The following is a 26,827-nucleotide window of genomic DNA, read 5'->3' as shown; positions in this document are numbered from 1 at the left end:
AGATGACCGAAGCTGAGAAAACCACTGCGCTCACATTGCCCGAGCGCGCCGCAATTGCGCTTGGCACCAAAGAGCATGAAGCCAATCTGCTGGCGCTGGCAAAAAAGCACGCAGACATCGTCGAGATCAAGAACCCCGCAGGCCGTGAGCAATGCCATGGCGCCATGATGACGTTGGCCAACGCGCGTATCGCCATCAGCAAGGCGGGCAAGGAAGCGCGCGACGACGCTACCAAGTTCTCGAAGGCCGTGATCGAAGAAGAGAAGCGACTGATCGCGATCATCGAACCGGAAGAAGATCGCCTGCGCGGCCTGCGTGATGCATGGGATGCGGAGCGCGAGCGCGAAAAGCTGGCCAATGCCGAAGCTGAAAAGCGCCGGATTGCCACGCTGCAAGAGCGTATCGCCGAAATCCGTGGCGCGGTCGCTGCAGCGGCCACATGCAAGCCGGCCTTGGTCTTGGAACACATCGGCGACATCGAGCGCATGGTGATCGACGCCTCGTTTGAGGAATTCCAAGGACAAGCCCAGCTTGCCAAGGACGAAACGCTCGACAAGCTGCGCGAGCTCCACGCCCAAGCGGTTGCCCGCGAAGAAGAAGCGGCGCGCCTGGCTGCGGAGCGCGAAGAACTCGATCGCCTGCGTCGTGAAGAAGCAGAGCGCCAAGCGCAAGCCGCTGCCGCACGCGCAGAAGAAGAGCGTCGCCTAGCGGCTGAACGCGAAACCCAAGAAGCGCAATTGCGCGCCGAACGTGAAGCGCACGAGCGCCAGCTCGCCGCCGAGCGCGCCGAGGCCGACCGCGTTGCCCGCGAGAAGTTGGCAGCCGAAGAAGCTGAACTGAGTGCACAACGCGCAGCACAGGAAGCGGAAGCGCGTCGTCTTGCCGAAGAGCGCGCCCAGTTGGAACGCCAACAGCGCGAGGTCGAAGAGCAACGTAAGCGCGAAGAAGCGCAACGCGCGGCAGCGGCACAGGCAGCCGACGAACAGTTGCGCGGCGCTGCTCATCTGCTTCTGGCGGCCTGCAAGGCAGCGCTGGTCGAAGGCCCGGACATGTTCTGCGCTGCACAGCTGCGCTCGGCAATCGACGCCGCCGAAGTGGTCGAAGCCGAAATGCCTAAAGCAGCTTAACCATCACCCATTACACCCGGCCGAGTCTAGGGTTAGGAGTCCATCGTGAGCGAAGTAGCAGCAATCCAGCCGCAGCAGTTTGACCTTTCCCCACGCAATCTGCAGGAGGCCATGGAGTTTGCCGGACATCTGGCGGATTCCTCGATCGTGCCCAAGGACTTTCAGGGCAAGCCCGGCAACGTGCTTGTTGCGATCCAGTGGGGCATGGAGCTTGGACTCAAGCCCATGCAGGCCATGCAGAACATCGCCGTGATCAACGGTCGCCCCTCGCTCTGGGGTGATGCGGTGCTCGCGTTGGTTCTGGCATCCCCGGCCTGCGAGTACGTCAACGAGTACGACGAAAACGGCACGGCAGTCTGCGTGGTGAAGCGCCGTGGGCACGACGAGCACGTCGAGCGTTTCGGGGACGCCGAAGCCAAAACGGCCGGCTTGCTGAACAAGTCTGGGCCGTGGACACAGTATCCGAAGCGAATGAAGAAGATGCGCGCACGCGCGTTCGCGCTGCGCGACAAATTCAGCGACGTGCTGAAGGGCATCCCGATTGCGGAAGAAGTCATGGACATCCCCACGGAACGAGACATCACGCCGCGCAACGCTTCACCCTCGCAAATCGCCCAAGCGGCGCTTCCGAAGCCCGCTGAGCGAGACGACCGCCTCAACAACATCATCACCGACCTGGAGATCGTAGCCAAGGAAGGCGGCGCCGATCCGCTTGCCGATGCATGGGGAAAGTTGACCAAGGATGACCGCAAGGCCATCGGCCCTGACGAACTGTCGCGCCTCAAAGCGCTGACCGGTGAGGCTGCGCCGACCGATGTTCAAGCTCAGGAGCAAAGCAATGGCTGATCAGCGCACAGAAGAGTGGCACCAAGCCCGTGCCGGCAAGCTGACCGCCTCGTGCTTTGTCGACATCATCAGTACCACCAAGGGCGGCAAGCCCACCGCAGCACGAGGCACGCTCATGCGCAAGCTGGCATTTGAACGCATGGCAGGCACCCCCGCGCACGAAATTGGCGGGCGGGCTCTGACGTGGGGTACTGAGGTCGAGGAGGCAGCCGTCCAGACGTACGAACTCGTCAGCGGCAACATCGTCGAGCGTAGCCCTTTTGTCGTGCACCCTCGATATGACTTCATTGGCGCTTCCCCCGATGGCTTGGTAAGCGCCGTCGGCGGCATTGAAATCAAGTCTCCGCACGATGAAGCCGTCCACATCAACACGTGGCTCTGCGGCATGCCTGAGGAACACATGCCGCAGGTGCAGGGAAACATGATGGTCACCGGCCGCGCCTGGTGGGACTTCATCAGCTACGACCCGCGCCAGTGTGAGCGCCTTCGACTGTACGTGCAGCGCATTCTTCGCGACGACCATTTCATCAGCGAAATGCTGGGCGCCCTTCTGCAGTTCGAAGCCGAACTGCAGCAGATGGTCGCGGAACTGGAGCGCAAGAGCGCCTGATAACGCTCTGACCACCACCCCAACCTCCACATATCGCCCGAGACTGATATGCAACGAACCACAAGCAAGCAGCCTGCACACCTAGTAAAGCGCGTCAGCAAGATCCGCGAAGAGACGACGGCAAAGGTACTCGCGGCGCTGCTCTCGGCGGGCACAGGTGGGCTCACGATCATGGAGATGGTGACGCTCACCGGCCTCTCGGAGAGTTGCTGTCGGGCGCGTGTGCAGGTGTTGCACGGCGAGGGAAAAGCGCGTGTGTGCGACTCCGCGATGTTCGCAACCATGCGCCTATCGAAGCATGGGGGCTGGGCAGCGAACCGAGCTTGACGGTCGAAGAATGGCGAAAGCGCAGCGACGAGCATGCAGAGGAAGAGATGCGTGCTGATGTGAAGCGTCGGCATGCGTGTTGGACAGCGAAGTGGAAGCCGCACAGGCCAACTGAGGCGGCTTGGTTCTGACGATTTTTCAACCAGTAGGAGAGCACATGCAACAAATCCAAATCCCGCCGCTCAGCGAAGGTGAGATCTACCTCTGCGGCCTGATCAACGCAACCGGCGATGTAACCCACACGATCCTGCTTCCCGCTGAGGCGGAAACGCGCATGACTTGGCCTGACGCCATGGAATGGGCCAAGAGCCTGAATGCTGATCTTCCGACACGTGCTGAATTGGTGATCGCGTATGAGCAGCACCGCAGCCAATTCAAGCAAGCCGCGTACTGGTCGAACACGCCGGACGACGATCCCGAATATGCCGGCTGGGCTTGGTTTCAGCTCTTCTGCCTCGGCAGCCAGTGCATCATCCAGCAGAGCCCCGTGTTGCGCGCCCGTGCCGTCCGCAGATTGACGATTTAACCCTTCATCCATTTTCAGGAGAAGTCAGCAATGACGCCAACGCTTGAAGCAGTCGAAGCAAAGCAAGCCGAGATCACCGCCATGATCGAGGCAATCCGCAAGGCAGCTGCGCGCGAATACAAGGTCGCCGGCGGCACGATCCAACTGAACCCCGGCGAGCAGTATGCCGGCTTCATTCTCGGCAAAGACGGCGAGCCCGATCATCACCTGATCCTCCTCCCCGGCGATGAAGCTGAACTGAACTGGGACGACGCCAAGCAGTGGGCCAAGGAACAGGGCGGCGAGTTGCCGACGCGCCGCGAGCAATCGCTTCTGTACGCCAATCTCAAAGATGAGTTCCAGGGCACCTGGTACTGGTCCGGAGAGGCTCGCGAGCGCGAGTCCGGCTGGGCTTGGTGTCAGGGTTTCGGCTACGGCGGCCAGAGCGGCATCAGCCGCGACGACGAGTTGCGCGCCCGTGCCGTCCGCAGATTGATCCTTTTGTAATTTAACAATTACATCCACCGTGGCACTGCACACAAACCTTCCGATCTACAAAGCGGCCTATGGGTTGCTGGACGTGGTGACGGACCTGGTCAAGAACATGGCCCGCGACTTCAAGCGCAGCATCGGCGAGAAGATCAGCGCAGAGTGCATCGAGATCATGGTTCTGGTCTTCCGCGCAAATGTCGCAGATGGCATTAAAGCTCAGACATGAACAAGAACGGCAACATCAAGCACGGTTATCACGGTTCGCTGACGTATCGGCGCTGGAAGGCCATGCGTCAACGCACATCGATCAGCAGCCGCGATGCGCATCACGCCAAGCACTACGACGGCGTGACCTGCTGCGAGCGTTGGGCCAGCTTTGAGGTATTCCTCTCGGATATGGGCGAATGCCCAGAAAAGCACACGCTTGATCGTTTTCCGAATGCAAACGGCAACTACGAGCCTGGGAATTGCCGTTGGGCAACGATGGCTGAGCAAAACGCCAACCGTTCGAGCTGCATCCTCATCACGCGCGATGGCGTAACCAAGACGGCCACCGAATGGGCGCGAACATTAGGACTGAATCCATCGACAGTTATCGAACGTCTACGCCGCGGTTGGAGCCATGAGCAGTCGTTGGCCGATCCTTGCAGAACATCGCGCGGCAAGTCCTATCCAACTGAAACCCTCTCGTTTCAGGGAACAACCAAACTGCTTATCAATTGGGCCAAAGAAATCGGGATGACGCCCAATGCGCTCAGGATGAGGCTGCGTCTCGGTTGGTCAGTTGAACGCGCATTGACGCAGCCGAAGAAGACATCCACACGATGACAGAAAACAGCTACCTCGGGCTGCTGAGGCAAGCGACGGCAAGCCACCACGACCGCGCGCAGGTTGCCAACGTAGTGCGCTCGCGCGGCCATGCCGTGAACAGACAACTTACAAAGGCGTTCCGCGCCGCCCGCGAACAGGAGAAGAAGACATGCTGAGTAAGGAACGAATCATCGAAATCGGCAAGCGTTATTTCAAGGAAGGGCACAACCCAGATTCGGTGCCGTTCTTCGTTGCCGCTGCTGAAGACTGCATCAAAGAAGCCCTGCGCGCACAGGCTGATGCGGGGTCGAAGATGCACGACGCAGCAACGCTCGATGCGGCAATCACCATCGTTTGCAATGCGCGCGACGCCCTTGGCGCGGGTACTGAATTCCCTTACGACGCGCAAGAGCGCTCGACTGTTGGGCCATACCTTGACGGCATCGAGGACAAATTGCGGGCGCTGTATGACACCCACTCCTCCGCCCCAGCAGCGCAGGCGTTGAGCGATGGGGAAATCCAAGCGTTGTGGAATGAGGCATGCCACGACACGCCGCAGAAGCCGGGATGGTGCCGACACATCCGCTTTGCGCGCAGCATTGAAAGCGCCATTCTCACTCGCAGCGCCGCGACTGTGGCCGAGCCGAGCGAGGCGCCCGGTTTTGTCCTTGTCCCGCTTGAGCCCACAGCGCAGATGCGGAAGGCCGCTGCCGATGCTTGGTTGGACTGTGATAGCAGGATGGTTCTCAACAAAGCTGCAGCTGCTCTGAAGGCAGGCATCGCCGCAGCTGCTAAACACGCGGGGGTCAAATGATAGATTTCGATACGTGGTGGAACTCTGCTGCGGCAGATGAGTTTCGCGCCCAGCATGAAGACATGGACGGCAATGCCTTCCGGCCTGTGTGGGATGCAGCTATACAAGCCGCCCAACAGCAGGCCGAGCCGGTGGGGGATGAGCGCAAGGCGTTTGAGACGTGGGCGCAGAGCAAGAATATGCACTTAGCCAAGGGGAATTGTGGTTGGTATATTAGTGCCCCAACGCACGAAGCGTGGCAAGGTTGGCAAGCTTGCGCCGCCCAGTCCGCCCAGTCCTGCCAGCGGGCGGGCGTGGCGGAGGGTGGTGCTTCTATTCCGCAGACTTCAGCATGAATGCCTCCAATCCGGCGAACTGGGGCACTGTCATGCTCACTCGGGATGACGCTGGCCGCAAATGGTGGCACGCCTTGTCGGACGAAGAGCGCGAAAAGATTGACCTTTTTGTGTCTGGTCGCGGGACTACGTTTGATGCCGCAATGAAATCCGCGAACGAGAAAGCCGTCATCGCCGCCGCGCCCACACCGGCAGCGCAGGGAGGGGATGGCCATGAGTGATTTGGCAAAGCACTCGCTGCAACGTGGCGCCCAATACCCGTTCGACGCTACAGATGAATGGTGGGTTGGAGACGGCACGAACCCGCCACCAGCCGTAGATTGGGCGCACGCTGCTGCGCGCGGAATTCTCCATGACTTGACCGACCGTCGCGGCATTAAGCAGGGCTTTGCCGGGATCGATCACGAGGTACGCGTCGAAATTGTTGAGTCAATCGCAAACATCGTCCGCGCAGCGGCAGCACTGGCAGATGCGGGATGGCGGGATGAGTGAGAAGAGCATACCTCTGCCGCCAACGCTGCCGCAGCACCTGCTTGCAACGATTGGGGAATACGGCATGGCTCGCACTGACGGAGTCAGCCAAGCAGAAATAGAGGCGCGCTGGCTTGCTCTGATCGGCGGCATCAAACGATATGCCGTTGACTATGCAATCAGCGTTGTTGCACAACCGCCCGCAACGAGCGCGCCAACAACCAAGGACACTGGTGGGGAGAGGTGATGGCTCTCAGACCTGAATCCATGACGTTTGAGATGCCTCAGCGCCCCAAGCCAATCGAGTTCGCAATTCAGGAACCACTGGATCCAATGGACTTGATGGTGGCGCGCGAGAACCCCGCCGCTTTCGTCTCTCGTATGAAGAACGTCATGGCGGCCAAGCTCGCGCGGATGATCGTGGAGAAATGCCAGCTTTTCGAGGTGCCCGACTTTGCCAGGCTGAGTAGAGACCCATGCTTGCGCTTGCAATTCACCATCAACGACCGAGGCATGTACACAAACTGGCTCCCTCAAGAGCGCCAAGAAGGCAAGGAAGAGGGATTCAAGATCGGATACAAACGGGCCATCGACACTGTGCCTTATGGCCTTGAACCTGGGCAGTACTACGAATGACCCAACAATCAGCCCTGAGCAGGATATTGGAGACGAGCGCGCCCCGCTTCTGCCGCCGCTCGCTCTGCATCTTCTTGCGTGTCGTAAGCGCCGCCGCTCACCTCCTCGCATCGGGTCGAGCTGCCGTCGACTGCATGCCAAGCAAGTGGTTGCCAAGACCCGTTTCTGCACGGGTAAGCATGCCCTGTAACCGGCGGCGCAGCGTTGTGGAGTTCTTCCATGGTGGCCTCTCTTTGATAGGGATGGCCCTCACGCTAGAGCAAAGACACAGAAGCTGCAATCGACTACGAAAAGTCGTTACTCATTCCGTAACACCAGCATGACCGAAACAGCAGCACGAATCATCGAAACAACCTGCAGGAACTGGAAAATGTTTCTCACCGCCAACGAACTCGAACGCCTGACCGGGCGCAAACGGTCGGACGCCCAGGACCGCGCGCTGAACTCGATGGGCATTGAGCACATCAAGCGTGCAGACGGGCGTATTCTGGTTGCGCGTGAGCACGTCGAGCACTTGCTTGGAGTGAAGCAGGAGACGCGACGCGTCCGCGAGCGCGAACTTGATCGGAGCCTGATGTAATGCCACCCAAGCGCAAAGCCGAGAATCGCGGCTTGCCGGCGCGCTGGCAACTACACCACGGCGCGTACTACTACCGTGTGCCGCCTGGCCTTGAAGAGCATTGGGATGGCAAGAAGCGTTTCCGCTTGGGCTCATCACTGCCAGAGGCCTATCGTGCCTGGCGGCAACGCATGGACGTGCAAGACAATTGCCGGACGATCGGCGATCTGCTCGACCGGTACGCCTTAGAGGTGATCCCCGAAAAGGAACCCAGCACTCAGGCTCACCACGAACTATGCGTCAAGCGACTGCGCATCCAGTTTAACAAGTGGGCACTGAGCGAACTCAAACCGCGCCATGTCTACGAGTACGTCGATACGCGCACGAAGGAAGTTAGAAAGCCCGACGGCACTCGCGCCAAGGTGAAAGCGCCCACCGCTGGCAAGAAGGAAATCGAGGTCTTGTCGCACGCGTTCACGATGGCCGTTTCCTGGGGCTACATCGACCGCCATCCGTTCAAGAACGAGGTGCGATTCAAGGGCGAGCAACCGCGCGACCGCTATGTAGAGGATTGGGAACTGGACGAGTGCATGGCCCTCACCTCCAAGCGGAAGAAAGGCAGCGTGCGCGCCGCGCAGGCGTACATCGCACTTAAACGCATCACCGGCATGGCCCGCGGCGACCTCCTACGCATCAACGTCACGACCGACCTGAAAGACGACGGCATCCACATCCAGCGCCACAAGACGCGCAAGAAGACCGGTAAGCGGACTATCTACACCTGGACGCCAGAGCTGCGTGAAGCAGTGAACGCCGCATTGGCCGCGCGGCCGGTGCATATCTCGCCCTGGCTATTCTGCAACCGTGACGGCGAGTGCTACATCAATGAGGAAACTGGCCGGGCTGGGGGATGGGAATCACTGTGGCGCGGCTTCATGGAGCGTGTGCTCACCGAGACCAAAGTGAAGGAGCCGTTCAACGAGCACGACATCCGCGCGAAGGCCGCGAGCGATGCGGAAACACTTGAGCATGCGCAGGCCCTGCTCTCTCATGCGGACAGCCGGACGACGAAGCGGATCTACCGGCGCAAGGCTGAGGTCGTTGCGCCCTTGAAGACCCGGAAGTGATGGGTCATTGGAAAGTGTCACTATCAATGAAATCAGAGGTTTACGAGCGTCGCGCAAGCAAAACAATGACCCATTACAACTGACGTAACAGATTGATTTGACTTAGAAAATTGAAAGTGGGGAGCATAGGTTAATAGCCTATCAGGGGTTCGAATCCCCTTCTCTCCGCCAAGTATTCATAAGGCTTTGCAGGCCGCCAAGCGCAATGCTTGGGTCATAGATCGCCTGCTGGGTCATTGCGATTCGCCAAAGCGCGGTTTTCGCAAAAACTTTCCCCTTCAGTCGACACCAGGTTCGCGCTCGTATGAGTCACACGGGTAGCTGCTGTTCCGCAACCCCCGATCACACCCCGCCACTACGTTCAAAAATAGCCCATCGCCTTGTCCTTCAAGCTCGCAGATGGCATGTGAGCACGTGCAGCACGTGCGCTCACGGTAGAACCAGACGATGTCGCTGGCCGCTAGATCTCCTCTGAGACCTGGGCATATTGGTTTGCTCATACTGTATAAATATGGCTCTGCGGAATAACGTGTGTAATTCATGATTCTCGAATATAATTAAAATTCGGAATAACGTGTGGAACGAGGGATTCATGAGCAGCGTAACCAAAGTGAAAATTGGCTCGGCAACTTTGTATTGCGGTGATTGCCTGGAAGTGATGTCGGAGATGAGCGATGAGTGCGTCGACGTCACGGTCACCAGTCCGCCCTACAACATGGGACTCATCCCGGGCGGCGGCGGGAAAGGCATGTACAAGCCTGGGGCGGCCAACAAAGGAGGACGGTTCCGGGATGGTTACGGCCTGCATTCGGACGCGCTTCCTCAGGGCGAATATGACGACTGGCAGCGGAAATGTCTTTCTGAAATGTGGCGGCTCTCCAAGCAAGCCGTCTTTTACAATCATCGGCCACGCGTCGAGCATGGAACGATACGAGTTCCCTTGTCCTTTAACTTCGGAGAGGCCCTTCTTCGACAAATCATCATTTGGGACCGCGGAACTGGAATTGATGTGAATCTTAGGCATTACTGCACGCGCCAAGAGTGGGTGATGCTTTTCGCAAAGCAGTCGTTTTCGCTGAAGAGCCATTCCGCTTCTGGAAGCGGAGATGTGTGGCGGCTTGGCATGGAGCGGCAGGAAACAGGGCATCCGGCTCCGTTCCCAGTCGCACTTCCCGAAACTGTAATCGAGACCACTGGTGCGGGCGTTCTGTTTGACCCATTCATGGGCAGCGGAACGACTGGGGTTGCGTGTGCGCGGCGCGGGAAACAATTCATTGGCATTGAACTTGAGCCGAAGTTTTTCGACATCGCCTGCGAGCGCATCTCAAATGCCGAACGGCAAGGCTGCGGGCTTTTTGCTCCTGCCGAAATTGCAGAGCAACACGGCCTGTTCGACGCGAGTGTTGCATGACTGACATTCTTGACCTTCCAGGCTGGGAGCCGACCGCCGTCCGTACCGAAGACGACCAGTACGTTATCTCGGCTGACTACACAGTTTTGCCCGAAGCATGTCAAAAATGCGGCGTAATTGGCCGAGTTTATAAGCACGGCCCCAAAATGATCATTTTCCGAGATAGCCCTATTCGGGGCCGTCCGGTGAGTATCGAAGCCAATGCCCAGCGCTTCAGGTGCCGCGAGTGCGGCGGCACGTTCATCCAGCCGCTGGGCGGCATCCACCCGGCGACGCGCATGACGGCTCGTTGCGTCCAGTACATCGAAGAGCAGTGCCTCCGGGACACCTTCACTCGTATCGCCGAGCACGTCGGCTGCGATGACAAGACCGTCCGCACGTTGGCCGGCGACTACATCGAACGCCTGAACGCTGAGTACAAGCCTTGGCTGCCAGAATGGCTGGGCATCGACGAGACGCAGATTGACGGCAAGCTCCGGTGCATCATCACCGACGTCGTCAACCGGGTTCCCATCGACATGCTGCCCGACCGCGACAAGCCGCTCGTGACTGCGTGGCTGCATCAGTTCAAGGAGCGCGGCGGCGTCAAGGGCCTCGCTATCGACATGTGGAAGCCGTACAAGGATGCCGCGCAATCCGTCTTCCTGGCCTGCCGGTCGTTGTCGACAAGTTTCACCTGGTAAGAATGGCGAACCGCGCCATGGACGACATCCGAATCACGCTGGCCAGGGACCAGGAGAAGGCCGTGGGTCGGGACTGGATGCGGCGCAAGGCATTGCTCCGGATGCGCTACAAGAACCTCGACGAGCAGGGTCGCTTCAACCTCCAGATGTGGCTGGACAACGAGCCGCACGTGGCGACCGCCTACCGGCTGAAGGAAGCGTTCTACGACATCTACGACGCGCCGTCCAAGGCCGACGCCGCGGAGCGACTGGACGAATGGCGCAAGTCTGTGCCAGCCGCCATGAAGAAGGGCAAGAAGAGCTTTCAGCCGTTGCTCACGTCCACCCGTAACTGGCGCGAGGAGATGCTCGCCTACTTCGACCACCCGATTTCGAACGGCTACACGGAAGCCCTGAACGGCGTGGCGAAGGTCATTAACCGTGCCGGCCGGGGCTACAGCTTCGAGGTGCTGCGCGCCAGGCTGCTGTACGGAAAACTGCACAAGAAGGAACCAGTGGAGGGCCACATGAAGAAACGAACTGCCTACCAGGTGGAAAGGCAAGTCGCGCTCGTCGAAGCGCTCGGAAGCCGGTGTGGGTCGTGCAACGGCATCTTCGACCCCGACGAGTTGGAGGCACATACACTTCCACCCATCACAAAGGATGAGATTCGCCGCGAAGCGAACCGGCGCGCCTACCCGAAACGGGCGTACGTCTGCTCGACTTGCTATCAGCGATTCCACACGGAGAGGGCTAGTCATGGCTCACAGCCTTCCACATGATTTTCCGCAGAGCCATAAATATACAGCACTCTGGACATGCCAATCGGCTGCTTTAACATGGCCCCACCCCACGGGAGCAAACCATGTGCTACTCCGCCCAGATCAAGGCCGACTACAAGCGGTTCGTTCGCGAGTACGGCGCCGTCATGTCTCTTGACGCATTCTCGCGCCTGGTGACGGAGTACTTCCAGAATCCGGGGTCGGTGAAGTTCCCGAAGGCAATGGCCGCGCCGTTCTTGGAATCACCCGAGACCGAAGAGGAAAAGAAGATCGCCGACGTGCTGCGGGCCAGCATGGAAGCGGAGGAAATCCGGCTGCTGCAGGAACTCGCCAAGCAAACGGAGCGCCTGGAAAACGCGCAGGCGTCGCTGGCAGCAAAGCCAACAAAGAAAGCGGCCGACGAGGTGCGCATCGCCTCCAACAAGATCGCGTGGGCCAAGGGCAAGCTCGAAGACCTGAAGAGCACTGAGATCAAGCCGCGCGACTCGCGCATCTTCCCAGGCTGGTATGCGCCAGTGATGGTGTGGGAGAACGGCCGCCGCGTGGTCAAGCCCATGCGATACCAGTGTCGGCCGGCCGGCAAGCCGGCGTTCTACGACACCAAGTACCCGAGCACGTACAACGCCAGGATGGACAATTTGCGGGGATTTTGGAAGGGGCAATACGGCCACACGCACGGCGTGGTGCTGGTCGATGCGTTCTACGAGAACGTGGCCGGGCCGGAGGAAAGAACATCGTGCTGGAGTTCCGGCCGGATCCGCCGCAGACGATGCTGGTGGCTTGCGTGTGGTCGCACTGGCGCGCGACGAAGCCGGGTGAACAGGATCTACTGTCGTTCGCGATTATCACCACGGACCCGCCGCCGGCGATTTCAGAGGCTGGCCATGACCGCTGTCCGGTGCCAATCAAGCCAGAAGACCTCGATGCGTGGCTCAACCCAGACCCGAACGACCTCGACGCGATGGACGAGATCCTGCGCGACAACGGGATGCCGCGCTTCGTGCACAGCGTCGCTGGCTGACGGCTACTGGCAAGCGGCCAAAGCCGCGCGCAAACGCGCCTCGTACCCCTTTCGCAACTCGACCTCAGCCAGCGCGGCCTTGTAGAAATCGAAGTCACTGGCCGACGAAGGCACCGCGGCGAGCGGCCACGCCGGCACGGGGACGTCCGGCGCCTTGCATGGCACGGGAACCGGCACTTTCACCTCCACGGGCTTCTCAATGACCTGCGGCGCGTTGGCGCAGCCGGCCAACAGTAGGCACAGCAATGCGGCCCGGATCATGGTTGGCTCCCGCTGTAGCTCACGCGCAGGGCGTGCAGCGACGCGCAGGCATCGACGCCAGGCTGTTGTGCCAGGATGCGGCCGGCGGCAATGCTGTACTTGGCCTGATCGGCTTGGGCCGCCTTGTCGGCGGCCGCAGCTGCTGCCTCGCGCGCAATCGCCGCCTTCTGCATGTCGGTAACGGCCTGACTCTGCCGCGCCAGGGATGCGCCCAGTGCCTGGTTGTCGCCCTCGGCTTTCGCGAGAGCCGTTTGCACTTTCGCCAGTTCGGCGCGTGCCGCATCTCGCTCGTGCTTGTAGATCATACCGACGGCGGCGGCCATGCCGATCACCAGAAGGACCGCCACGATCAAGATGCGCTTCACGTCGCCAAAAAGCCAGTCGATGGCCTTCTCAATCAGCATCAGCATGGTGGATCACCTCGTTCGGTGTGAATTGGTAGCCCTCGATCGCGTACCGCTGTGCGATCCAGAGCGGGAACGGCATGTCGTGGATGCCGGCGTCCTTGCCCGTGTGGTGCTGCTTGCAGAGCAGTAGCCCATTCACGGTCATGTCGTCGACGAACAGGTATGGGTCAGCCGGCACCAAGTACTGCGCTGCCGCCCTCCCTTCAACGGCGGGTGCCGCCACGGCCTTGGCACCCTTGAAGAAGCCATCCCAGTCGAACGCCGCTGCGCGCGCGCCAAACTCGCCGGCCTTCGCCTGTGCGGCGACGCGCTCCCAGTTGATGAGATTGGCCAGCGACCGCTCGATCGGATGGTGATGCGCCTCCAACGGGTGGCCGCTCTCTTCCGCCGTGGCGTTGCAAATGAAGCAGCGGCCGCCCTCGCGCTCGATCAGCTGCTTCTTCGTGTGCGTGAACAGCGCGGTCGTGACGCGGGCTTCGTGCCCGGGCAGCAGCACGTCGACGGCCAACGTCTCTTTCTCTTCGTGGGTATCAGTGACGGCCATATGGCCCTCCAGAAACGCAAAAGCCCCGCGCGCGGCGGGGCTGTGTCGAGTGAGTGTGGATCAGCCTTTCAGCGCAGCCTTTGCGCGCTCCCAGAGCGCCCGGCGGTCGGCAATGCCGTTCGTGCCACCGTTGATAGCCCGCGTGAGCCCAACGAAGTCGCCGCGATCGGCAAACCGGTTCAGGTTGTGCTGCACCCAGAACCACGCGGCCGATGCGGCTGCGTTCTGCGGCTTCTCCAGCAGTTCGGGCTGTGTGATCAGGTCGAGGCCAAGGCCGCGCCGCAATCGGCGTAGTTCTTGCGGCCAGTGATCTGAATGAGGCCTCGCCCCATGAACCGTTTGCCGTCGCCCGGCTGCGCGTTGCCGAGGTCCGCCCTGCCCTCGTATCGCACCTGGGCCGGCGTCGGCCCCCAGATCTCGCGCAGGTAGCGCAGCTGGCCGGATTCATGCCCGACCTGTGCCAGGAAGGCTGCAGCACGTGCCGGAGTGTTGATCTGCCGGAACAGCATCACGTCAGACAGGATGGGGGCGAACACATCCGCGCGCGCGCGGCCAGCGGCATGATCGCGTGCAGCTGTGTGGCAGTGACAAGAGGGTCAGACATTCGTGCCACCTGCTGCGATCTTGCGCGCGTCGTCCACGACCTCGGCGGCAATCTCCGCCAGGTCCTTGTCCTTGCGCTTGTTCAGGAAGTTGAAGGCCCAGCGGACAATCGACCAGCCTGGCAGCCCGCAAACGAAGTAGATGCCACCCAGCGCCATGGCCCCGTTGGTCGTGGTCATCCAGGTGGCCAGTCCCCAGTACTGGATCACCGCCGCACCTCCGCATAGGCTGGCCACCACCGTCGAGATCAGGGCAACTGCCCATTCACCGCGCGTTCGCGGCAGCGTCATCACCATCACCACAATCGTCGCAAGCACGCTCGCACCTCCTGCCACGGCGGCCGGGCCGCCTAAGGCTTTGAAAGCGGCCGCACCTGCGGCCCCGCTGCCGCGCTGCCGCTGATTGGTTCAGACATTCAGACCCCCAGAAATGAGAAAAGCCCGCACGTAGCGGGCTATGTTGTTTGATCACAAATCAGTTTGCTGTTGCCAGCGGCTTTGTCCCTGGCGGCGGTCCGGCGATCTTTTTCTTGCCAAAAATGCTTTGGAGGTCAGAGAACCCTTCCCGCACCAAAAATTGACTACCAGCGCGGCTCATGTGGCCGCTGTCAGCCCACAGGATCTTGTCGCCGTCTGTGGTCTTACACTTTACGTCCCCGCACATAATCTTGAACGGATCGAACACTTCCACGTTGTGGGTCGTGAGGTAAGGAAGCAACCGCGACCGATACTCCCCATCGATTTCTTTCGCAACCCAGACATTCGAGTCACATAGATTCTTCTTCGTGAATTTGAATACTCGAAGCGTGCAGGATCGCGGATCTATCCCAGATGGCGGCGTCAAGAATACGACCACCTTTTTGCCCAACTTCTGGTAGTAATCGACCGTTCTTGCGAAGGATTGATAGAAGCTCTCAGGCGTTTCCTTGTACTCACCCTTCAAATTTGCCAGTCCCTTAGCCCAGTCCAATCCCTTGGCGTACAGAGGCCAATTCGAAGGGAGCACTACGGTGTCCACAGACGGTGTTTCGGCAATGTACCGCTTCGCGAAGTCCGTTATTTCTCTGCAGTACGAGGGGCCGTAGTCCAGCAGCATCGGGCACAGACCACGCCCGAACTGGTAATAGGAAACGTCGCCTGTCCGGCGCACGTATTCGTTCATCACCTCTGAATACGCGTTCGAAACGCTGTCGCCGATCAGGACGACATTCGGCGGTGTCGTCGGCAGACGATCAGCACCGCAACCGTCGCGATTGGGCGCCAGCCCAGTGGAATACTGACACGTGTGAATGAACGGGTAATCGAACTTGTTGGCGCTATTGATGATTGCGGCCTGGCGGAACTCAAGCCCGTTTTTCGCGAAAGTCACATACCCGACGATGCCGACCACGGCCAAGCTAAACACGAGCCCGAGTTGCGCGAGAGAAGATTTCGATGAGCCAAAGCGAATTGGGCGCTCGATCAATCGATACGTCAACCAGGCGAGGAAAAAGCTCAAGGCAACGGCGCCGACTCGAACTTCGATCGCAGGCTCGCCGGCATCGATAATGTGCGGGAACGACAGAAGGGGCCAATGCCAGAGATACAGGGGATAGCTGATCAAGCCGACAAACACCATCGCCCTGTTGCCGATGACATACCGGTTGATCAACGTATTGGGGCCCGCCGCGATCATCAACGCTGCACCTACGACTGGCAACAGTGCGAGCCATCCTGGGAAATGTTCGCTCTTGACGAGCGAAAACGCGACCGACCCGATAAGCGCGAGGCCGAAGGCCGACATTACATTCGCACAAACCACCTTCGTGCGCTGGGGCCAAACAGACAGCAACGCGTTGACGGTATTGCGCTTGAATGTCGTCAGGTAAGCCAGAATCGCGCCGACCATCAATTCCCAGCCACGTGATTGCGGGAAAAAGAAAGTCTCAGTCGGCGCAGCAGCCACGTCACGCACATTCAACGAGAACGAAATGACGGTCAGCACCAGAATGACGGCCAACGCATTGAAACGAAGGCGCCATACAACCACCATCAAGAGCGGGTAGAAAATGTAAAACTGCTCTTCTATGGACAACGACCAGAGGTGAAGAAGTGGCTTCAGCGCAGACTGATTATCAAAATAACCCGCCTCACTCCAGAGCACGAAGTTCTGCGCGAAGCCGGCGCCAGCAGCTATGTGCTTGCCAAGCTGCTTGAGCTCGTCCGGCAATAGCAGGAACCATCCAAGCGCAAAGCATGCTACCAGCGTCAGAATCAATGCTGGGAAAATCCGCTTGATGCGGTGCGAGTAGAACCGCACGAAGCTAAATTCGCCTCGCTCAAGACCATCAAAGATGATCCCGGAGATCAAGAAGCCGGAGATCACGAAGAACACGTCTACCCCAACAAATCCACCAGGGAAATAGTCAGGAAAAGCGTGGAAAGCCACTACGGTGAGGATCGCAATGGCTCTGATCCCGTCAATATCTGGGCGGTATGAAGCGGGCACTATATTGCCCACAGCGGCATCTGGTTTCATGGCGCGCATAATATCGCGTTTCCCCGTACCAGCCCTAATATACGAGCTGCATCAGCCCCAAGTGATGGTCAGCACATCGGATACGCTCGTCGCGGCATTGATTTGCGAGACAAGGTCCGCGTACTTCTGTTGTGCGGCCACGCGGAACGCCAGCCAATCGGTGTTGACCTGTTGGACTTGTGCAGCAGAGTGCGGAGCCAGCGACCAGACATCGGAGTTGGCGCACCAAATCGGCGTCGCCCACGTCGTGGCTGCGCCGACGGCAGCGGACACGGCGCTTTGAAGATTTCGCTGGTCGGTGTCCTGCGATGGATAGTTGCGTACTGTGCCTAGTGCCGAGGACGGAAAGCCTGACACCAATGCTGCTGCGCAGGCAGCGTTGATCTTGTTGATCTGAGCAGCCCGCGCGGCTGCGAGTGGTTGGACCGAGGCTGGCGCAGAAGATGAGTGCGGCTGCAACGTCACTGGCACATTCAGCGTAGTGCCATCCTGTGCCTTGAATGAATAGACGCCACCCATTGAGGTGACCACCACATCGTTCTCGAATGCATAGATCTGCTGCGTTGCGGTGTCAATGAATGTTTTCATGAATTACCTTTAACGAAGTTCGGACCAAGACAAGGTGTTAGCGGAGCCGACACTTACGACATAAGTCCCACCACTGGGTACGAGCGCGGTAGCCGCTACAACAGACCCAGAAATGGGCTGCACGCTAAACCCACATGTAACCCCATTCACTGCGATTGAAAGCGCGCCGTTAGAAGCTGTTGTCGTTGCGTTCACATAGACAATGATTGGTTTACCCGTGGAATTCGTGTAGGTCGTCCCGGATGCGCGCGACGCGGTGACATTCGTGAATGTCTGCCCAACACCAACAACCTGGCTCTGATTCACCGCATGGCCGCTTTGCGTGGAGGCTCCGACTGCCAATGGCGAGTACTGCAGGGATGCGGAGCCCTTCTGTGCCCATCGCGTACCACTCCCATCCGGCGTCAACGTAACTTCGCAGAATTGCGGCACATTGATCGATGAAAGTGCAGATGGTCCTGCATCAATTGTGTCAGTGCCGTTTGCTGCAACAGTTAGGCTGCCGCTACCAATGTTGATGATGTTGAACTGGGAGCCTTGCGGTATCAAAACTGAGGGCAGCGTGATTGTTTGGCCGGGACCACCATAGAAAATGATGAGTTGTCCAATCTGCGAATTTGTGAGGGTCGCAGATGTTGAATAGGACGACGAGCCGTTGTAGCTGCCACGCATCGCCTGCGCTTGTCCCAACTGCAAGGCGTGTTGGCTCTGCGTGGCGGGGGCGACTTGAACGGCCGCGCCCGTGCACTCGATCAGCACAAAAGAGCTGATGTCAGCCTTGTAGACGACTTGGCATTTGCCGTTCGCAACGACCTCATTACCCTGAAGTGCAGCGTGCGCGCCGCCCACGAGAGGAACAGCGCCGAGGCCGTTCACGTTGAGCGTGGACGCTCCGGTGTTGGCAGTCTTGGCCTTGAACCACAGCACCATGCCATCGGTCAGTGCCGTGACCGGCGGGCTGTAGCTGACAACGTAGGTGTTGGCGCTGCCGGTGTCCGACGCTACCGTCAGCAACGACTGCTGGATCGCGTGGAGCAAATCGGCCGGCAGGATTGGCGCATTCGTCGCCTGCGTGATGTTTGCGGACGTGATCGTCGACTGACCATTGGCTACGGTGACAACCCATAGACCGGTGTAACCAGAGTCTGGCGCTGGTGTTGTCTGAGTGCCGGTAGTCGCGGCGGTACCCGCTTTGGCGCTGATCACGACTGCGCCCTTGCGGGTCGTGGACTGCGGTGTGCCGCTGTTATTCGGGCCCGACCAAGCTTGCGACGGATTGCTCGCGTTGTAGTACGGCAGCGTGGTGTTGTCGGTGTCCGAATCCTGGTACGTGGCCTGGATCAAGTAGTTGATGCTCTGGCCACCGGTGGCCGGCGCCGGGCAACTCAGCGTGACGGCATCGAGCGAGATGCCTTGCTTCAGGATGCTGTGCGTCGTGTCCGCAGCGAGCGACGAGTAGGCTGTCGCGTCCACATTGACCAAGCTGTACATCTCGCCGGGATTGACGTTCACCTGCAGCGACGCTGGCGACGTAGGTACGCATGCAAGACCGTTCACAATGGTCGACGTGCCGAGCATCGCGGCTGCGAGCTTGGCGACAGCCAGCATGCCGAACTTGTTGGTCCGGAGAACATCGGTTTCCAGAGGGATCTGGCCCGGATAAACGATGACGCGATCCATCGCGACTCCATAAAAAAGGCGCCCGAAGGCGCCTTGCGTGGTTATGTGAGGTAGGTCAGTTCGAAATGCGGGTCCAGACGACTGTTGCCACGGGCTTTACGCTATCGATGGCCGCGTAGATGTCTGCGTCGCTTACGGCGCCCTGAATCATCGAGAGCGACGCGTACTCTTCCTGCGACGGCGTGTTGTACGCGCCGGTTGAGTAGCCGTAGCCTGCGACGTTCGGAATGCCAGCGCCGGCCGGTCTGTAGGCAATCACAAAGGCCTGATACGGCATGAGCATCGAACCATAGGCTCCTGCCATTCCGTAGCCGATGTACGGACCGCCATACACGCCGGTGTCTAGCGGTCGTAGTGGCTCGATGATCGTCGGCGTGCGGCCCGTCAGATCCTGCAGCACCTTGATGAGCCCTGCGCGCGTTGCGCGCTCGCGGAACAGGTTGATCAGGATGCGATTGCGGAACGACGTGTCGGACTGATTGGCCGCCCGCAGCAGCGCGGCGCCGAAAAATCCGCGGCAATCATGTCCAGCCACCCATCGGTGGCCGTCTTGATCCGCGTCTGCAGACGGCCGTAGGCCAACAGGCTGTAGAAGTATGCGAGCGCGTATGCCAGCCCCTGCAGCAGTCCATTCAGAACGGGCGAGGACGCTTCATCGCCAAACCACTGCGGCAACTGTGAGCGAATCCGGTGGTAGATGTCTTGTTGGTCACCAGTTGCCATCACGCCACCGTCACAGAAGTTGCCTTGATGACTTGCTGGCTTGTGGCCGTCAGGTCAGCGGTGCCGCTGTTCAATGTCACGCCTGTAACGTTCGTCACGCTGGGGGAAGCGTCGTATGCCACCTGCGCGAGCCGGGAGAACGGAAGTGTCGTGCCCAGCGGCAGTGCGTTGATGTACGACGTGAGCGCGTTCTTGACCACCAGAGCCGTCGCCGCATGGTCGGCGCCGGCGGCTGTTGAGATCGTCATTGCAACACTCGCGTTCACAACCACCGGCGCGAACACGCCGAACGTGCTGGTCAGCGGGCGCACTGCATCAATGGCATTAGCCACGGTTGCGAGCAACGTACTCGACGGCGAGCCGGTTCCATCATCCACCACAACGTAGAAATAGCCGTACTGCGTCGCGCCGGCGTAGGTCTGATTCTCGACAAGCGAGTACACCAGACCCTGCTTCAGCGACGTGATGGCATATCCGACTGCGTTCTTTGTCGCCTTTGACAAGCTCGCCACGTACGCAATGAAGCGCGTGCGCAACGCCGTGTCAGACTCGGCATCGGTGCCGTTCGTGAATGCGGCCGTATTGGTCACCGTATCGACGCCTGAAATCGCGCCGGCGATGACGGAAACTGACCCTGCGACGGCGTTACCAGCAGCGCCAGCGGTGAGCGCCTGAACCGGCACCGTCACGTTTCCGACGCCGGCCGCGATGACATATCCGCCCAGGCCTGCGTTGTATGCTGGGTTCGTCGTGTCGATCGTGACGGTGAATTGCTGTGTGCCGTCGGCCGTCTGCACGGTCGCCCCCACGGGCACCAGGACCTGCTGGGTCGTAGTGAACCGGGAGAAGGTGACGATCCCGGTGGCGGCCACCGCAGGCAAGCGCGTCACACCGAAGTCAGCAACCCAGGAATCGAGGTCAGCGCCACTCGATGTCGCCGCGCGAGTGATAGCCAGCACCTGCAACAACAAGCCCTCCAGCCACACCACAACGGCCGCATTCGCCTCGACGATCGCGCGCAACACCGATCCGACCGTCAGGTCGACTAGCACCTTCGCATAGCCCTGGATCGCGGAGACCTGATTCCGGACGAGCGTCACCCAATCCTGCGTCTGCAAGCTGGCCATGTCAGTTGTTCACGTTGAATTTGAGGGTTACGGGACGGCGCGTGACCGAGCTGGTGTAGCGGATGTGCACGCTCACGCCGTTCGTGATCGCCGCGACATCGACCTCCGGCTCAGGCGTCTGTGCAACACCCTTCTCCTGCTTCACCTGGGCGCGAATCAGCCCGCGCAGCGCGCCGACATCGAGCGTCTGGCCGATCTTCTGCGGCAAGCCGGCGCCATAGTCCTGGTGGAAGATGTAGTCGCCCGGATTGGTCACCAGCCGGCGCACGATCCGCTGCTGGGTGCGTGTATCCGCGTTCACCAAGCCGATGTCGCCTGTCGGAGACGTGCCGATGTCGCCCCCACCCAGTGGTTGACGTCATTCAGGAGCTGCTGAGTCATACGACTGTCCCGGTGTTGCTGCTGCCTGTCTGCACGCCGGTGTGCTTGTGCGTGTCGTCGATCCGGTGGCCATTGGCGGACACTTGACCCGTGAACTGGGTGTTGCCGTTGATGCTCATGGAATTGCCGGAGCCGTTGTTTCCGGAGACAGCCATGCCGGCCTGGCCGGTGATGGTCTGTGTCACAAGTAGAGTGCCGTTGATCTGCATCGGCCCAGTGTGGTTCCACTGCGGCGCCTGGCTGGTGAGCGTTCCCGCGCTGATGAGCGTGACCGTGCCGTCGTTGTGGAACTGCAGCTTGGAGCCTGAAGCGTGCGTCAGGAAGAATTCGCCTGCTTGCGCGCCAGTGGGACGCTGCTGATCGCTGAAAATCCGGCCGCTGATGACGCCGTTCTCGATCTCGCCGTCGATGAATTGAACGATCACCTGATCGCCGATGCTCACTGGCGCATCAAGACCCCAACCATTGCCAACCCACGGTGTGCCCACTGGTAACCAGCCCGTCAGGGTGTTATCCGGCAAGTCTGGATCGATCGGCATGAGGTGAACACGCGCCGACGCTGTACCCGGATCGTAGCTGGTGACAATACCGACCTTGCTGTGCGACTTGCCGTCTTGCGCCAGCTGTGCCGCCAGCGCCATCTGATTGCGCAGTTGACTGATCATATGGACGGCACCGTCTCAGGATTGATGTTCTTGGCAGAGATGTCCATGACATACCCCTCGTCGAGGCTCATAGACCGCGTGATGCCGTCAACGTAGTAGTCCTGGTCGAACTTCGTGCCAGTGCCAGTCAGCCGAAGCATGGAAGTTTGGGTCAGGATGTTGTCGGCCGGCAGGCGTGCGCGCAGCTTCATCTCGTGCTGCGTGATCTCGTGGTGGATCTGTGCTGCCAGTTTGTCCGCGCCGGCCTGGTCAAGACCGCCACGGGTAATGCTATAGACCTGGGTATTTCCGAACGGTGAAGCTTTCCCTGCCTGGGTAGTCTTCGGCTTGCTCGGGTAGTAGCCAGTCACGGACTTGCTCGTCTTGAGGCTCGGCGACTTCACCACCACAGTGATGCCCTTTGCTACTGTCAGGCTGCGCGATGTTCGCAGGGTCTGGAAATTCGCGGTTGGAACGCCTTGTTCATTGACTTCCCAGCGCAATTCGTAGGGTTCCGGGGGCGCGGGCGGCCGTGGGCCAAAGTTCAACGTGCGGCCCGTGACATAGCAAGCGAAACCCTCTTGCTGGGCCAGCCAGGTCAACAAGTCCCATTCGCTGCGACGGTCAGTCATGCTGACGTGGTCGCGGGCGTAGAGGCTGCCTGCGAGCGTCGTCGTAGCTGGCCCTGCCACGCTCAGCCCGTGTGAAGCGGCCAGCTTGGCCGCGACCTGAGACGACGTCAGGTTCTGATACTGGATCGTCGTCTTGGCGTCGATGAACACCGCCGTCAGGTCGCGACCAGTGAGTGACAGCATCGTCGACACAGGGTCGAACTCGATGTCATCGATCCGGCCGTAGATCAAGCTATCCAGATCGGCCTCAGTGAAGCTGAGTGGATCGTCGGGAAAACCGGCAAGGATCTCAATGAACGCCTCGCTCTGGCTTGAGAACCAGTTCGCGTCCACCTCCGGCGGCAACGCGCTCGACGGAATCGACACCCGAAACGTATCCGCTTGGTAAAACGTGTTGTTGTCGACCGACCATGACTCCCACGGGACGATCACGGCCGGCGGATACACGCCATTCGTCGCTGCGCCAGTCACTTTGACCATGGCGCGCGGGCGCCGCGCAATTGGCTGCGCCGGGAGGTCGTTCAGGCTCATGGAAATGAAAAGCCCCGCACAAAGCGGGGCTGATGTGTTGAGGCTAGTTGGTCGGCTATGCGTTCACTACGCCGCCGACATCGTCTTTGGTCGGAGGAATCGTCACGGTTGCAATGCCATTGATCTGAGGGTCGCCGCCGAGCTGCGGGTTGGCCTTAGCTAGGCCGGTCCACGCCATCGCGTCACCGTACTCCTTCGCGGCGATCTTCATCAGGTTGCCGGCCGCCACGGTTTGCTGCTTGGCGCTGCTGTAGATCGAGCCGATGTTGCCCTGGATTCGCCCGACGACGCGGTCCAACTGCACCAGCGTCGGCAGGTTCTGCGCCGCGACGATCTGCTGTGTGATCTTGCTGACCTGCGTGCTGATGGGGTTGTTCGGCAGGATGCCGCCCAGTGTCGTCACGTTCATCAGCGTGTTGTTGGTCTGCGCAATCAACGTCTGCGCCTGCGTGCGGAACGCCGCGATCGGCTGCAGCACGCCGTTCAGCGTCGATTGGGCGGCGTTGGCGAAGCTGGATACGCCTTGGATCGCTGACTGCACACTGCTGAATAGGCTACCCAGCGTCGAATCGCTGATCGATGACATCAGGCCTGACGCTGTGCCCAAGTCGCCCGAGATCAGGTCGTCGATGCCAGGCTCTCCGAGGCCGGCGGTTGACAGCGTCAGATCCTGCACCACCTCGCATGTGATGGTGTACGGGATCTGGTAGAAGCGCTGGAAGTCCGCGCGGAAATCGCGGATGACTACCACGAAGTCCAGTTCCGACCACGTGAGTTGTTGTGGCTCTCCCGCCTCACGCATCATGTCCAACTGCCGCGCGCGGACCAGCGCGCTCTCACCGAGCAACCAGCCAGACCACGAGATTGGGCGCGTGAAGCCGCCCATGGCGTCGACGACTTTGACGCCGCCGACGAGGCGGTGCACAGCAAGCGCCTGCTCGCCACCGAACGGGATCGACTCGGGGATTTCCTGCTGCTGGAACTGGAAATCGCCGAGTTGGAGGATGAGGTCTGGCATGGATCAGGTCACAGTGCTGAGGGGCGCAGGGATGCGGCGGGGTCGAAAGTGCCGGGGCCGGTCTGTGGGCGTCCCAGCTCGGTTCCAAGCTGATTCCACATAACGGTGCCCACCTTGCGGCCATCCATGTTCACATCGCCTTTGAGCACGATCGGCTTCTGGTCGGCTGGCTTCACGTACTGGCTTGGCGCGCCTAACTCACCGGCATCCACACGAGATTGTGCAGTGGGCGTTAGACGGGCTCCGCCTTCATGCTTTGCCGCTTCAATCTCTGTGGGGAGATCGGCCGGAACGCATATGCAGCCGCCGCCAGCGTTCCAAGGACCGCCACAACAAGTCCAATAGGGCTCACAAGAGCGCCAAGAGCACCCACTAGCGTCGCCGAGCCGGCGCCAGCGATCGAAGACGCAATGCCGGAGATGCCAATCAGACTGAGTGCCGACAAAGCGCTCTTCAGAAGCAGCACGCCGCCGCCCAGTAGCATCAGGCCCGATAGCGCCAAGCCAGTCGCCACGGCCAGTTTGGTGATCGTCGGGTGGTCATTGGCGAACTTCGTCAGCCGCTCCACACCGTTGGCGAGCATCGTCAAGCCCTTCGTGGCCAAATCGAGCAAGCCGCCATTACGAGCCAGCGCCAACTGGAAATCCTCGATTTTCTTGGCCAAGTTCTGCTGTGCCATCAGTCGCTGGTTGGCGGGGTCGTTGGCAACGTCAGATGCGCCCTTGGACTTGTCGTATGCCTCAAGCGATTCATGCAGCACAGCCATCTGGCTCATGATCTTGTTGAAGACCTTGGCGCCATTGGTGCCGAAGATGATCGCGTTTTCGCGCTCGCGGTCTGTCTGTGAAGTGATCCCCGCCGACTGATACCGGCGCATGATTTCTTCGGTGTAGCCGATGATGTTGGTCGCCTGCAGCCGAGCCAGATCGGTTGTCTGCTGCTTTCCCGTCTCATCGGTCATGCCGAGGCGCTGCATTTCCTCTTTCAGGCGCCGCGGCATCAGCGCCATCATGCCGTTGGTGCGCGTGTACGCCGTACGCAGGCCCACGGCGGTGGTGCTGCCGCCCAACTCGCCAATGATCGGCTCCAGACCGCCGAATACCGTCCGCAGATCCTGCTGGTTTGTGGCCGAGCTGCCGTAGGCGAAAAACTGCTTGAGTTGGCGCTCATCAACCATCTTGCCGCTCGATTGAACGGTCTTGAAGACACCGTCAGCGATTTCCTGAGCGCGCTTCGTGTCGCCCAAGCCGCCCATCATTTCGACGGTCTTGTTCAAGTTGCGCATCGCGTGCTCGGCTGCCGCGTGTGTCGGTCCGCTGAGCGTCTGCATAGCCACCTCGTAGGTGGCGAGCACAGGCGTCATGGTCTTGGCGGCTTCGAGCGCCTTGTCCCCGGACATGCCAGACTGCCGGAATGCGCCCTGCGCCTCCGAGAAGATACGCATCCGGTCCAAAACGGACGTGTTGATGATCTTGGTCGCCTCAACGAACTTCTCAGCGTCCTTGATCTGACTATCGCCCAAGCCCATTTGGCGCATCCGAGCGAGGAATCGCTCGTACTCCATGGCCTTGTCTAGCGGCGCCTCGAACATCTTCAGGCCGGCCGCACCAGCACCGGCTAGAATACTGCCAGCGGCCGCCATCTTGCCGATTTTGGCGATGCGCGCTTCAAGGGCCTTGGCATCGGTGTCAGCGGCCTTGAAATACCGCGACAGCGTGGCCAATCCGCGAGTGACGTTCTCGACCAGCGAGATCTGTACCGCGATTTTGTAGGCGTCGATGCTCATGGGTGTTTTCTTTCGCGTTCACGAATGGCTGGCTGACCGGGTGAGCTTCATCCAGTACCCCAGGATTCGCCGCATCCGCCCAGCGAAGATGCGGAGCGCCTATGTGCCTCAAAAGCCCAGCACGCCGACAGCTGTCATTCTTGGAGTCGCCAGCATCGCCGGACTGCTTGTCGGCGCGGCGCTTATCGCCGCTGGCGCGTTCGTGATTTACCTAGCGGTCTCGAATCTTTTCTAGACCTTGTAGTCGAGCGAATTGCCGCCGACGATCCAGGTTATCACGGCCCCGCCGACCAGCTTTTTCACCTCGTCGATACTCTCGTAGGCCGCAGCCCCAAGAAACGGCCGGGGCGGAATCTTGTCTGTGCCCAGCTCTTGGTAGACGGCAATGTCCGACGTGGACCCGATCGCCGCTTCCAGGCCGTGCGTCTCATGACTGATGGAATCGCGCAGCGCGCCCGTGCGCAGCAGAGGATCGTTCTCGGTGAAACCTTTGCGAACGCGGTCTTCCTTCGTACTGTCCGCCAGTTCCGGCCAAGCGTCGTGCATACCGTTGGCGCCCTGGTATTCGCCAATCTTGCCCTTGGCCGCGCGCTCGATATGATCTGCAGCCTTATCGAGGCCCTTCTCAAGAGCCTTGTGCGCTGCAACCTCAGCCAGCGCCAAGTGCGCGGCAAAAGAAGCGAGATCTCCAAATTCCTTCATCGCTCCCGCTCCTTGAATGACATGGTGTTGAGATCGAACTCCGCACCATGGAACTCGCTGCACTTGATGGCCATGGCGTGGCGCATCGTTTCGTCCACAGAAAATGCGACGTCGAACGGAACACCGTTATGCACGAGCCACATTGCCT

At 60.1% G+C, this 26,827-nt stretch carries 33 protein-coding genes and 5 pseudogenes; 21 read left to right on the top strand and 17 right to left on the bottom strand.

Annotated elements, in window-relative coordinates; translation table 11 throughout:
• Positions 1 to 2: 2 nt before the first annotated feature.
• The 20 genes and pseudogenes from V6657_RS06510 (at position 3) to V6657_RS06415 (ending at position 12,535) form a co-directional block, all read left to right on the top strand.
• Positions 3 to 1,127 (top strand): hypothetical protein, encoded by a 1,125-nt coding sequence (locus V6657_RS06510; RefSeq protein ID WP_053166333.1) that lies wholly within the window; start codon positions 3 to 5, stop codon positions 1,125 to 1,127.
• A gap of 45 nt (positions 1,128 to 1,172) precedes the next feature.
• A complete protein-coding gene (locus V6657_RS06505; protein WP_048932710.1) occupies positions 1,173 to 1,973 on the top strand; it encodes a hypothetical protein in 801 nt (266 codons plus the stop codon).
• A complete protein-coding gene (locus tag V6657_RS06500) occupies positions 1,966 to 2,583 on the top strand; it encodes a lambda exonuclease family protein (RefSeq protein ID WP_082170129.1) in 618 nt (205 codons plus the stop codon). Before V6657_RS06505 ends, V6657_RS06500 begins: the two co-directional genes overlap by 8 nt.
• Before the next feature lie 48 nt (positions 2,584 to 2,631).
• Positions 2,632 to 2,910 carry a hypothetical protein gene (locus V6657_RS06495; RefSeq protein ID WP_048932712.1) on the top strand — a complete coding sequence of 93 codons (279 nt, stop codon included), beginning with the start codon at positions 2,632 to 2,634 and terminating at the stop codon, positions 2,908 to 2,910.
• A gap of 157 nt (positions 2,911 to 3,067) precedes the next feature.
• Complete coding sequence (locus V6657_RS06490) at positions 3,068 to 3,436, top strand: DUF1566 domain-containing protein (protein ID WP_048932713.1); 369 nt, start codon at positions 3,068 to 3,070, stop codon at positions 3,434 to 3,436.
• Positions 3,437 to 3,466: 30 nt separating this feature from the next.
• Positions 3,467 to 3,922 carry a DUF1566 domain-containing protein gene (locus tag V6657_RS06485; RefSeq protein WP_048932714.1) on the top strand — a complete coding sequence of 152 codons (456 nt, stop codon included), beginning with the start codon at positions 3,467 to 3,469 and terminating at the stop codon, positions 3,920 to 3,922.
• A gap of 19 nt (positions 3,923 to 3,941) precedes the next feature.
• Positions 3,942 to 4,109 (top strand): annotated as a pseudogene (locus V6657_RS06480) (four helix bundle protein); the annotation flags it as partial.
• A gap of 20 nt (positions 4,110 to 4,129) precedes the next feature.
• The gene (locus V6657_RS06475; protein ID WP_053166335.1) at positions 4,130 to 4,735 is read left to right on the top strand and encodes a hypothetical protein; all 606 of its coding nucleotides are present in this window, start codon (positions 4,130 to 4,132) and stop codon (positions 4,733 to 4,735) included.
• 5 nt (positions 4,736 to 4,740) lie between these two features.
• Positions 4,741 to 4,893, top strand: a pseudogene (locus V6657_RS06470) (reverse transcriptase); the annotation flags it as partial.
• Positions 4,887 to 5,531 carry a hypothetical protein gene (locus V6657_RS06465; protein ID WP_048932715.1) on the top strand — a complete coding sequence of 215 codons (645 nt, stop codon included), beginning with the start codon at positions 4,887 to 4,889 and terminating at the stop codon, positions 5,529 to 5,531. The pseudogene V6657_RS06470 and the gene V6657_RS06465, both read left to right, overlap by 7 nt.
• The gene (locus tag V6657_RS06460; RefSeq protein WP_338755014.1) at positions 5,528 to 5,866 is read left to right on the top strand and encodes a hypothetical protein; all 339 of its coding nucleotides are present in this window, start codon (positions 5,528 to 5,530) and stop codon (positions 5,864 to 5,866) included. Before V6657_RS06465 ends, V6657_RS06460 begins: the two co-directional genes overlap by 4 nt.
• Positions 5,863 to 6,087, top strand: a complete 225-nt coding sequence (locus tag V6657_RS06455; RefSeq protein WP_338755013.1) for a hypothetical protein — start codon at positions 5,863 to 5,865, stop codon at positions 6,085 to 6,087. Before V6657_RS06460 ends, V6657_RS06455 begins: the two co-directional genes overlap by 4 nt.
• Entirely contained in the window at positions 6,080 to 6,358 is a 279-nt protein-coding gene (locus tag V6657_RS06450) for a hypothetical protein (RefSeq protein WP_137884582.1), read from the top strand. The genes V6657_RS06455 and V6657_RS06450 overlap by 8 nt, the downstream gene beginning before the upstream one ends.
• Positions 6,351 to 6,584, top strand: coding sequence for a hypothetical protein (locus tag V6657_RS06445; RefSeq protein WP_137884581.1), 234 nt, complete (start codon positions 6,351 to 6,353; stop codon positions 6,582 to 6,584). The genes V6657_RS06450 and V6657_RS06445 overlap by 8 nt, the downstream gene beginning before the upstream one ends.
• Complete coding sequence (locus V6657_RS06440) at positions 6,584 to 6,973, top strand: hypothetical protein (RefSeq protein ID WP_048932718.1); 390 nt, start codon at positions 6,584 to 6,586, stop codon at positions 6,971 to 6,973. The genes V6657_RS06445 and V6657_RS06440 overlap by 1 nt, the downstream gene beginning before the upstream one ends.
• A 319-nt stretch (positions 6,974 to 7,292) precedes the next feature.
• On the top strand, positions 7,293 to 7,553 hold the full coding sequence (locus tag V6657_RS06435) for a DUF4224 domain-containing protein (RefSeq protein ID WP_248694665.1): 261 nt from the start codon (positions 7,293 to 7,295) through the stop codon (positions 7,551 to 7,553).
• Positions 7,554 to 7,585: 32 nt separating this feature from the next.
• Positions 7,586 to 8,659: an integrase gene (locus V6657_RS06430; protein ID WP_338755004.1), complete on the top strand. Its 1,074-nt coding sequence runs from the start codon at positions 7,586 to 7,588 to the stop codon at positions 8,657 to 8,659.
• 592 nt (positions 8,660 to 9,251) lie between these two features.
• The gene (locus V6657_RS06425) at positions 9,252 to 10,070 is read left to right on the top strand and encodes a site-specific DNA-methyltransferase (RefSeq protein ID WP_048932663.1); all 819 of its coding nucleotides are present in this window, start codon (positions 9,252 to 9,254) and stop codon (positions 10,068 to 10,070) included.
• Positions 10,067 to 11,514, top strand: a pseudogene (locus V6657_RS06420) (ISL3 family transposase). Before V6657_RS06425 ends, V6657_RS06420 begins: the two are co-directional and overlap by 4 nt.
• Before the next feature lie 83 nt (positions 11,515 to 11,597).
• Positions 11,598 to 12,535: pseudogene (locus V6657_RS06415) on the top strand (SOS response-associated peptidase family protein).
• 3 nt (positions 12,536 to 12,538) lie between these two features.
• On the opposite strand, the gene V6657_RS06410 reads toward V6657_RS06415, so the two are convergent.
• The 16 genes and pseudogenes from V6657_RS06410 to V6657_RS06335 form a co-directional block, all read right to left on the bottom strand.
• On the bottom strand, positions 12,539 to 12,796 hold the full coding sequence (locus V6657_RS06410; RefSeq protein ID WP_048932666.1) for a hypothetical protein: 258 nt from the start codon (positions 12,794 to 12,796) through the stop codon (positions 12,539 to 12,541).
• A complete protein-coding gene (locus V6657_RS06405; protein WP_048932667.1) occupies positions 12,793 to 13,206 on the bottom strand; it encodes a hypothetical protein in 414 nt (137 codons plus the stop codon). The genes V6657_RS06410 and V6657_RS06405 overlap by 4 nt, the downstream gene beginning before the upstream one ends.
• A complete protein-coding gene (locus V6657_RS06400; protein WP_048932668.1) occupies positions 13,190 to 13,747 on the bottom strand; it encodes a hypothetical protein in 558 nt (185 codons plus the stop codon). Before V6657_RS06400 ends, V6657_RS06405 begins: the two co-directional genes overlap by 17 nt.
• A 60-nt stretch (positions 13,748 to 13,807) precedes the next feature.
• Positions 13,808 to 14,351 (bottom strand): annotated as a pseudogene (locus tag V6657_RS06395) (glycoside hydrolase family 19 protein).
• On the bottom strand, positions 14,344 to 14,667 hold the full coding sequence (locus V6657_RS06390; protein ID WP_232317462.1) for a hypothetical protein: 324 nt from the start codon (positions 14,665 to 14,667) through the stop codon (positions 14,344 to 14,346). Before V6657_RS06390 ends, V6657_RS06395 begins: the two are co-directional and overlap by 8 nt.
• A 157-nt stretch (positions 14,668 to 14,824) precedes the next feature.
• Positions 14,825 to 16,876 carry an acyltransferase family protein gene (locus V6657_RS06385; protein ID WP_048932670.1) on the bottom strand — a complete coding sequence of 684 codons (2,052 nt, stop codon included), beginning with the start codon at positions 16,874 to 16,876 and terminating at the stop codon, positions 14,825 to 14,827.
• Between the two features lie 42 nt (positions 16,877 to 16,918).
• The gene (locus V6657_RS06380) at positions 16,919 to 17,455 is read right to left on the bottom strand and encodes a hypothetical protein (protein WP_048932671.1); all 537 of its coding nucleotides are present in this window, start codon (positions 17,453 to 17,455) and stop codon (positions 16,919 to 16,921) included.
• 9 nt (positions 17,456 to 17,464) lie between these two features.
• The gene (locus V6657_RS06375) at positions 17,465 to 19,135 is read right to left on the bottom strand and encodes a hypothetical protein (protein WP_338755012.1); all 1,671 of its coding nucleotides are present in this window, start codon (positions 19,133 to 19,135) and stop codon (positions 17,465 to 17,467) included.
• Between the two features lie 55 nt (positions 19,136 to 19,190).
• A complete protein-coding gene (locus V6657_RS06370) occupies positions 19,191 to 19,670 on the bottom strand; it encodes a hypothetical protein (protein ID WP_338755011.1) in 480 nt (159 codons plus the stop codon).
• A 187-nt stretch (positions 19,671 to 19,857) separates the two neighbouring features.
• Complete coding sequence (locus tag V6657_RS06365) at positions 19,858 to 20,985, bottom strand: baseplate J/gp47 family protein (RefSeq protein WP_048932673.1); 1,128 nt, start codon at positions 20,983 to 20,985, stop codon at positions 19,858 to 19,860.
• 1 nt (position 20,986) lies between these two features.
• On the bottom strand, positions 20,987 to 21,286 hold the full coding sequence (locus V6657_RS06360) for a phage tail protein (protein WP_338755010.1): 300 nt from the start codon (positions 21,284 to 21,286) through the stop codon (positions 20,987 to 20,989).
• A 76-nt stretch (positions 21,287 to 21,362) separates the two neighbouring features.
• Positions 21,363 to 22,007, bottom strand: coding sequence for a phage baseplate assembly protein V (locus tag V6657_RS06355; protein WP_338755009.1), 645 nt, complete (start codon positions 22,005 to 22,007; stop codon positions 21,363 to 21,365).
• A 20-nt stretch (positions 22,008 to 22,027) separates the two neighbouring features.
• Positions 22,028 to 23,173: a hypothetical protein gene (locus V6657_RS06350; protein ID WP_048932676.1), complete on the bottom strand. Its 1,146-nt coding sequence runs from the start codon at positions 23,171 to 23,173 to the stop codon at positions 22,028 to 22,030.
• A 55-nt stretch (positions 23,174 to 23,228) separates the two neighbouring features.
• Positions 23,229 to 24,191, bottom strand: a complete 963-nt coding sequence (locus V6657_RS06345; RefSeq protein ID WP_048932677.1) for a hypothetical protein — start codon at positions 24,189 to 24,191, stop codon at positions 23,229 to 23,231.
• Between the two features lie 8 nt (positions 24,192 to 24,199).
• Positions 24,200 to 24,367: a hypothetical protein gene (locus V6657_RS06340; protein ID WP_338755008.1), complete on the bottom strand. Its 168-nt coding sequence runs from the start codon at positions 24,365 to 24,367 to the stop codon at positions 24,200 to 24,202.
• Positions 24,368 to 24,423: 56 nt separating this feature from the next.
• On the bottom strand, positions 24,424 to 25,977 hold the full coding sequence (locus V6657_RS06335; RefSeq protein ID WP_338755007.1) for a hypothetical protein: 1,554 nt from the start codon (positions 25,975 to 25,977) through the stop codon (positions 24,424 to 24,426).
• On the opposite strand from V6657_RS06335, the gene V6657_RS06330 reads away from it, so the two are divergent.
• The gene (locus V6657_RS06330) at positions 25,976 to 26,212 is read left to right on the top strand and encodes a hypothetical protein (protein ID WP_152959354.1); all 237 of its coding nucleotides are present in this window, start codon (positions 25,976 to 25,978) and stop codon (positions 26,210 to 26,212) included. The two genes, V6657_RS06335 and V6657_RS06330, sit on opposite strands and share 2 nt — an antisense overlap.
• On the opposite strand, the gene V6657_RS06325 is transcribed toward V6657_RS06330, so the two are convergent.
• A complete protein-coding gene (locus V6657_RS06325; RefSeq protein WP_048932680.1) occupies positions 26,209 to 26,679 on the bottom strand; it encodes a bacteriophage-related protein in 471 nt (156 codons plus the stop codon). The two genes, V6657_RS06330 and V6657_RS06325, sit on opposite strands and share 4 nt — an antisense overlap.
• Between the last annotated feature and the right edge of the window lie 148 nt (positions 26,680 to 26,827).

It is taken from the genome of Ralstonia sp. RRA (assembly GCF_037023145.1).
Taxonomy (GTDB): domain Bacteria; phylum Pseudomonadota; class Gammaproteobacteria; order Burkholderiales; family Burkholderiaceae; genus Ralstonia.
The sequence above is the reverse complement of the archived record's forward strand: the minus strand, read 5'-3'. Positions and strand labels throughout refer to the sequence as shown.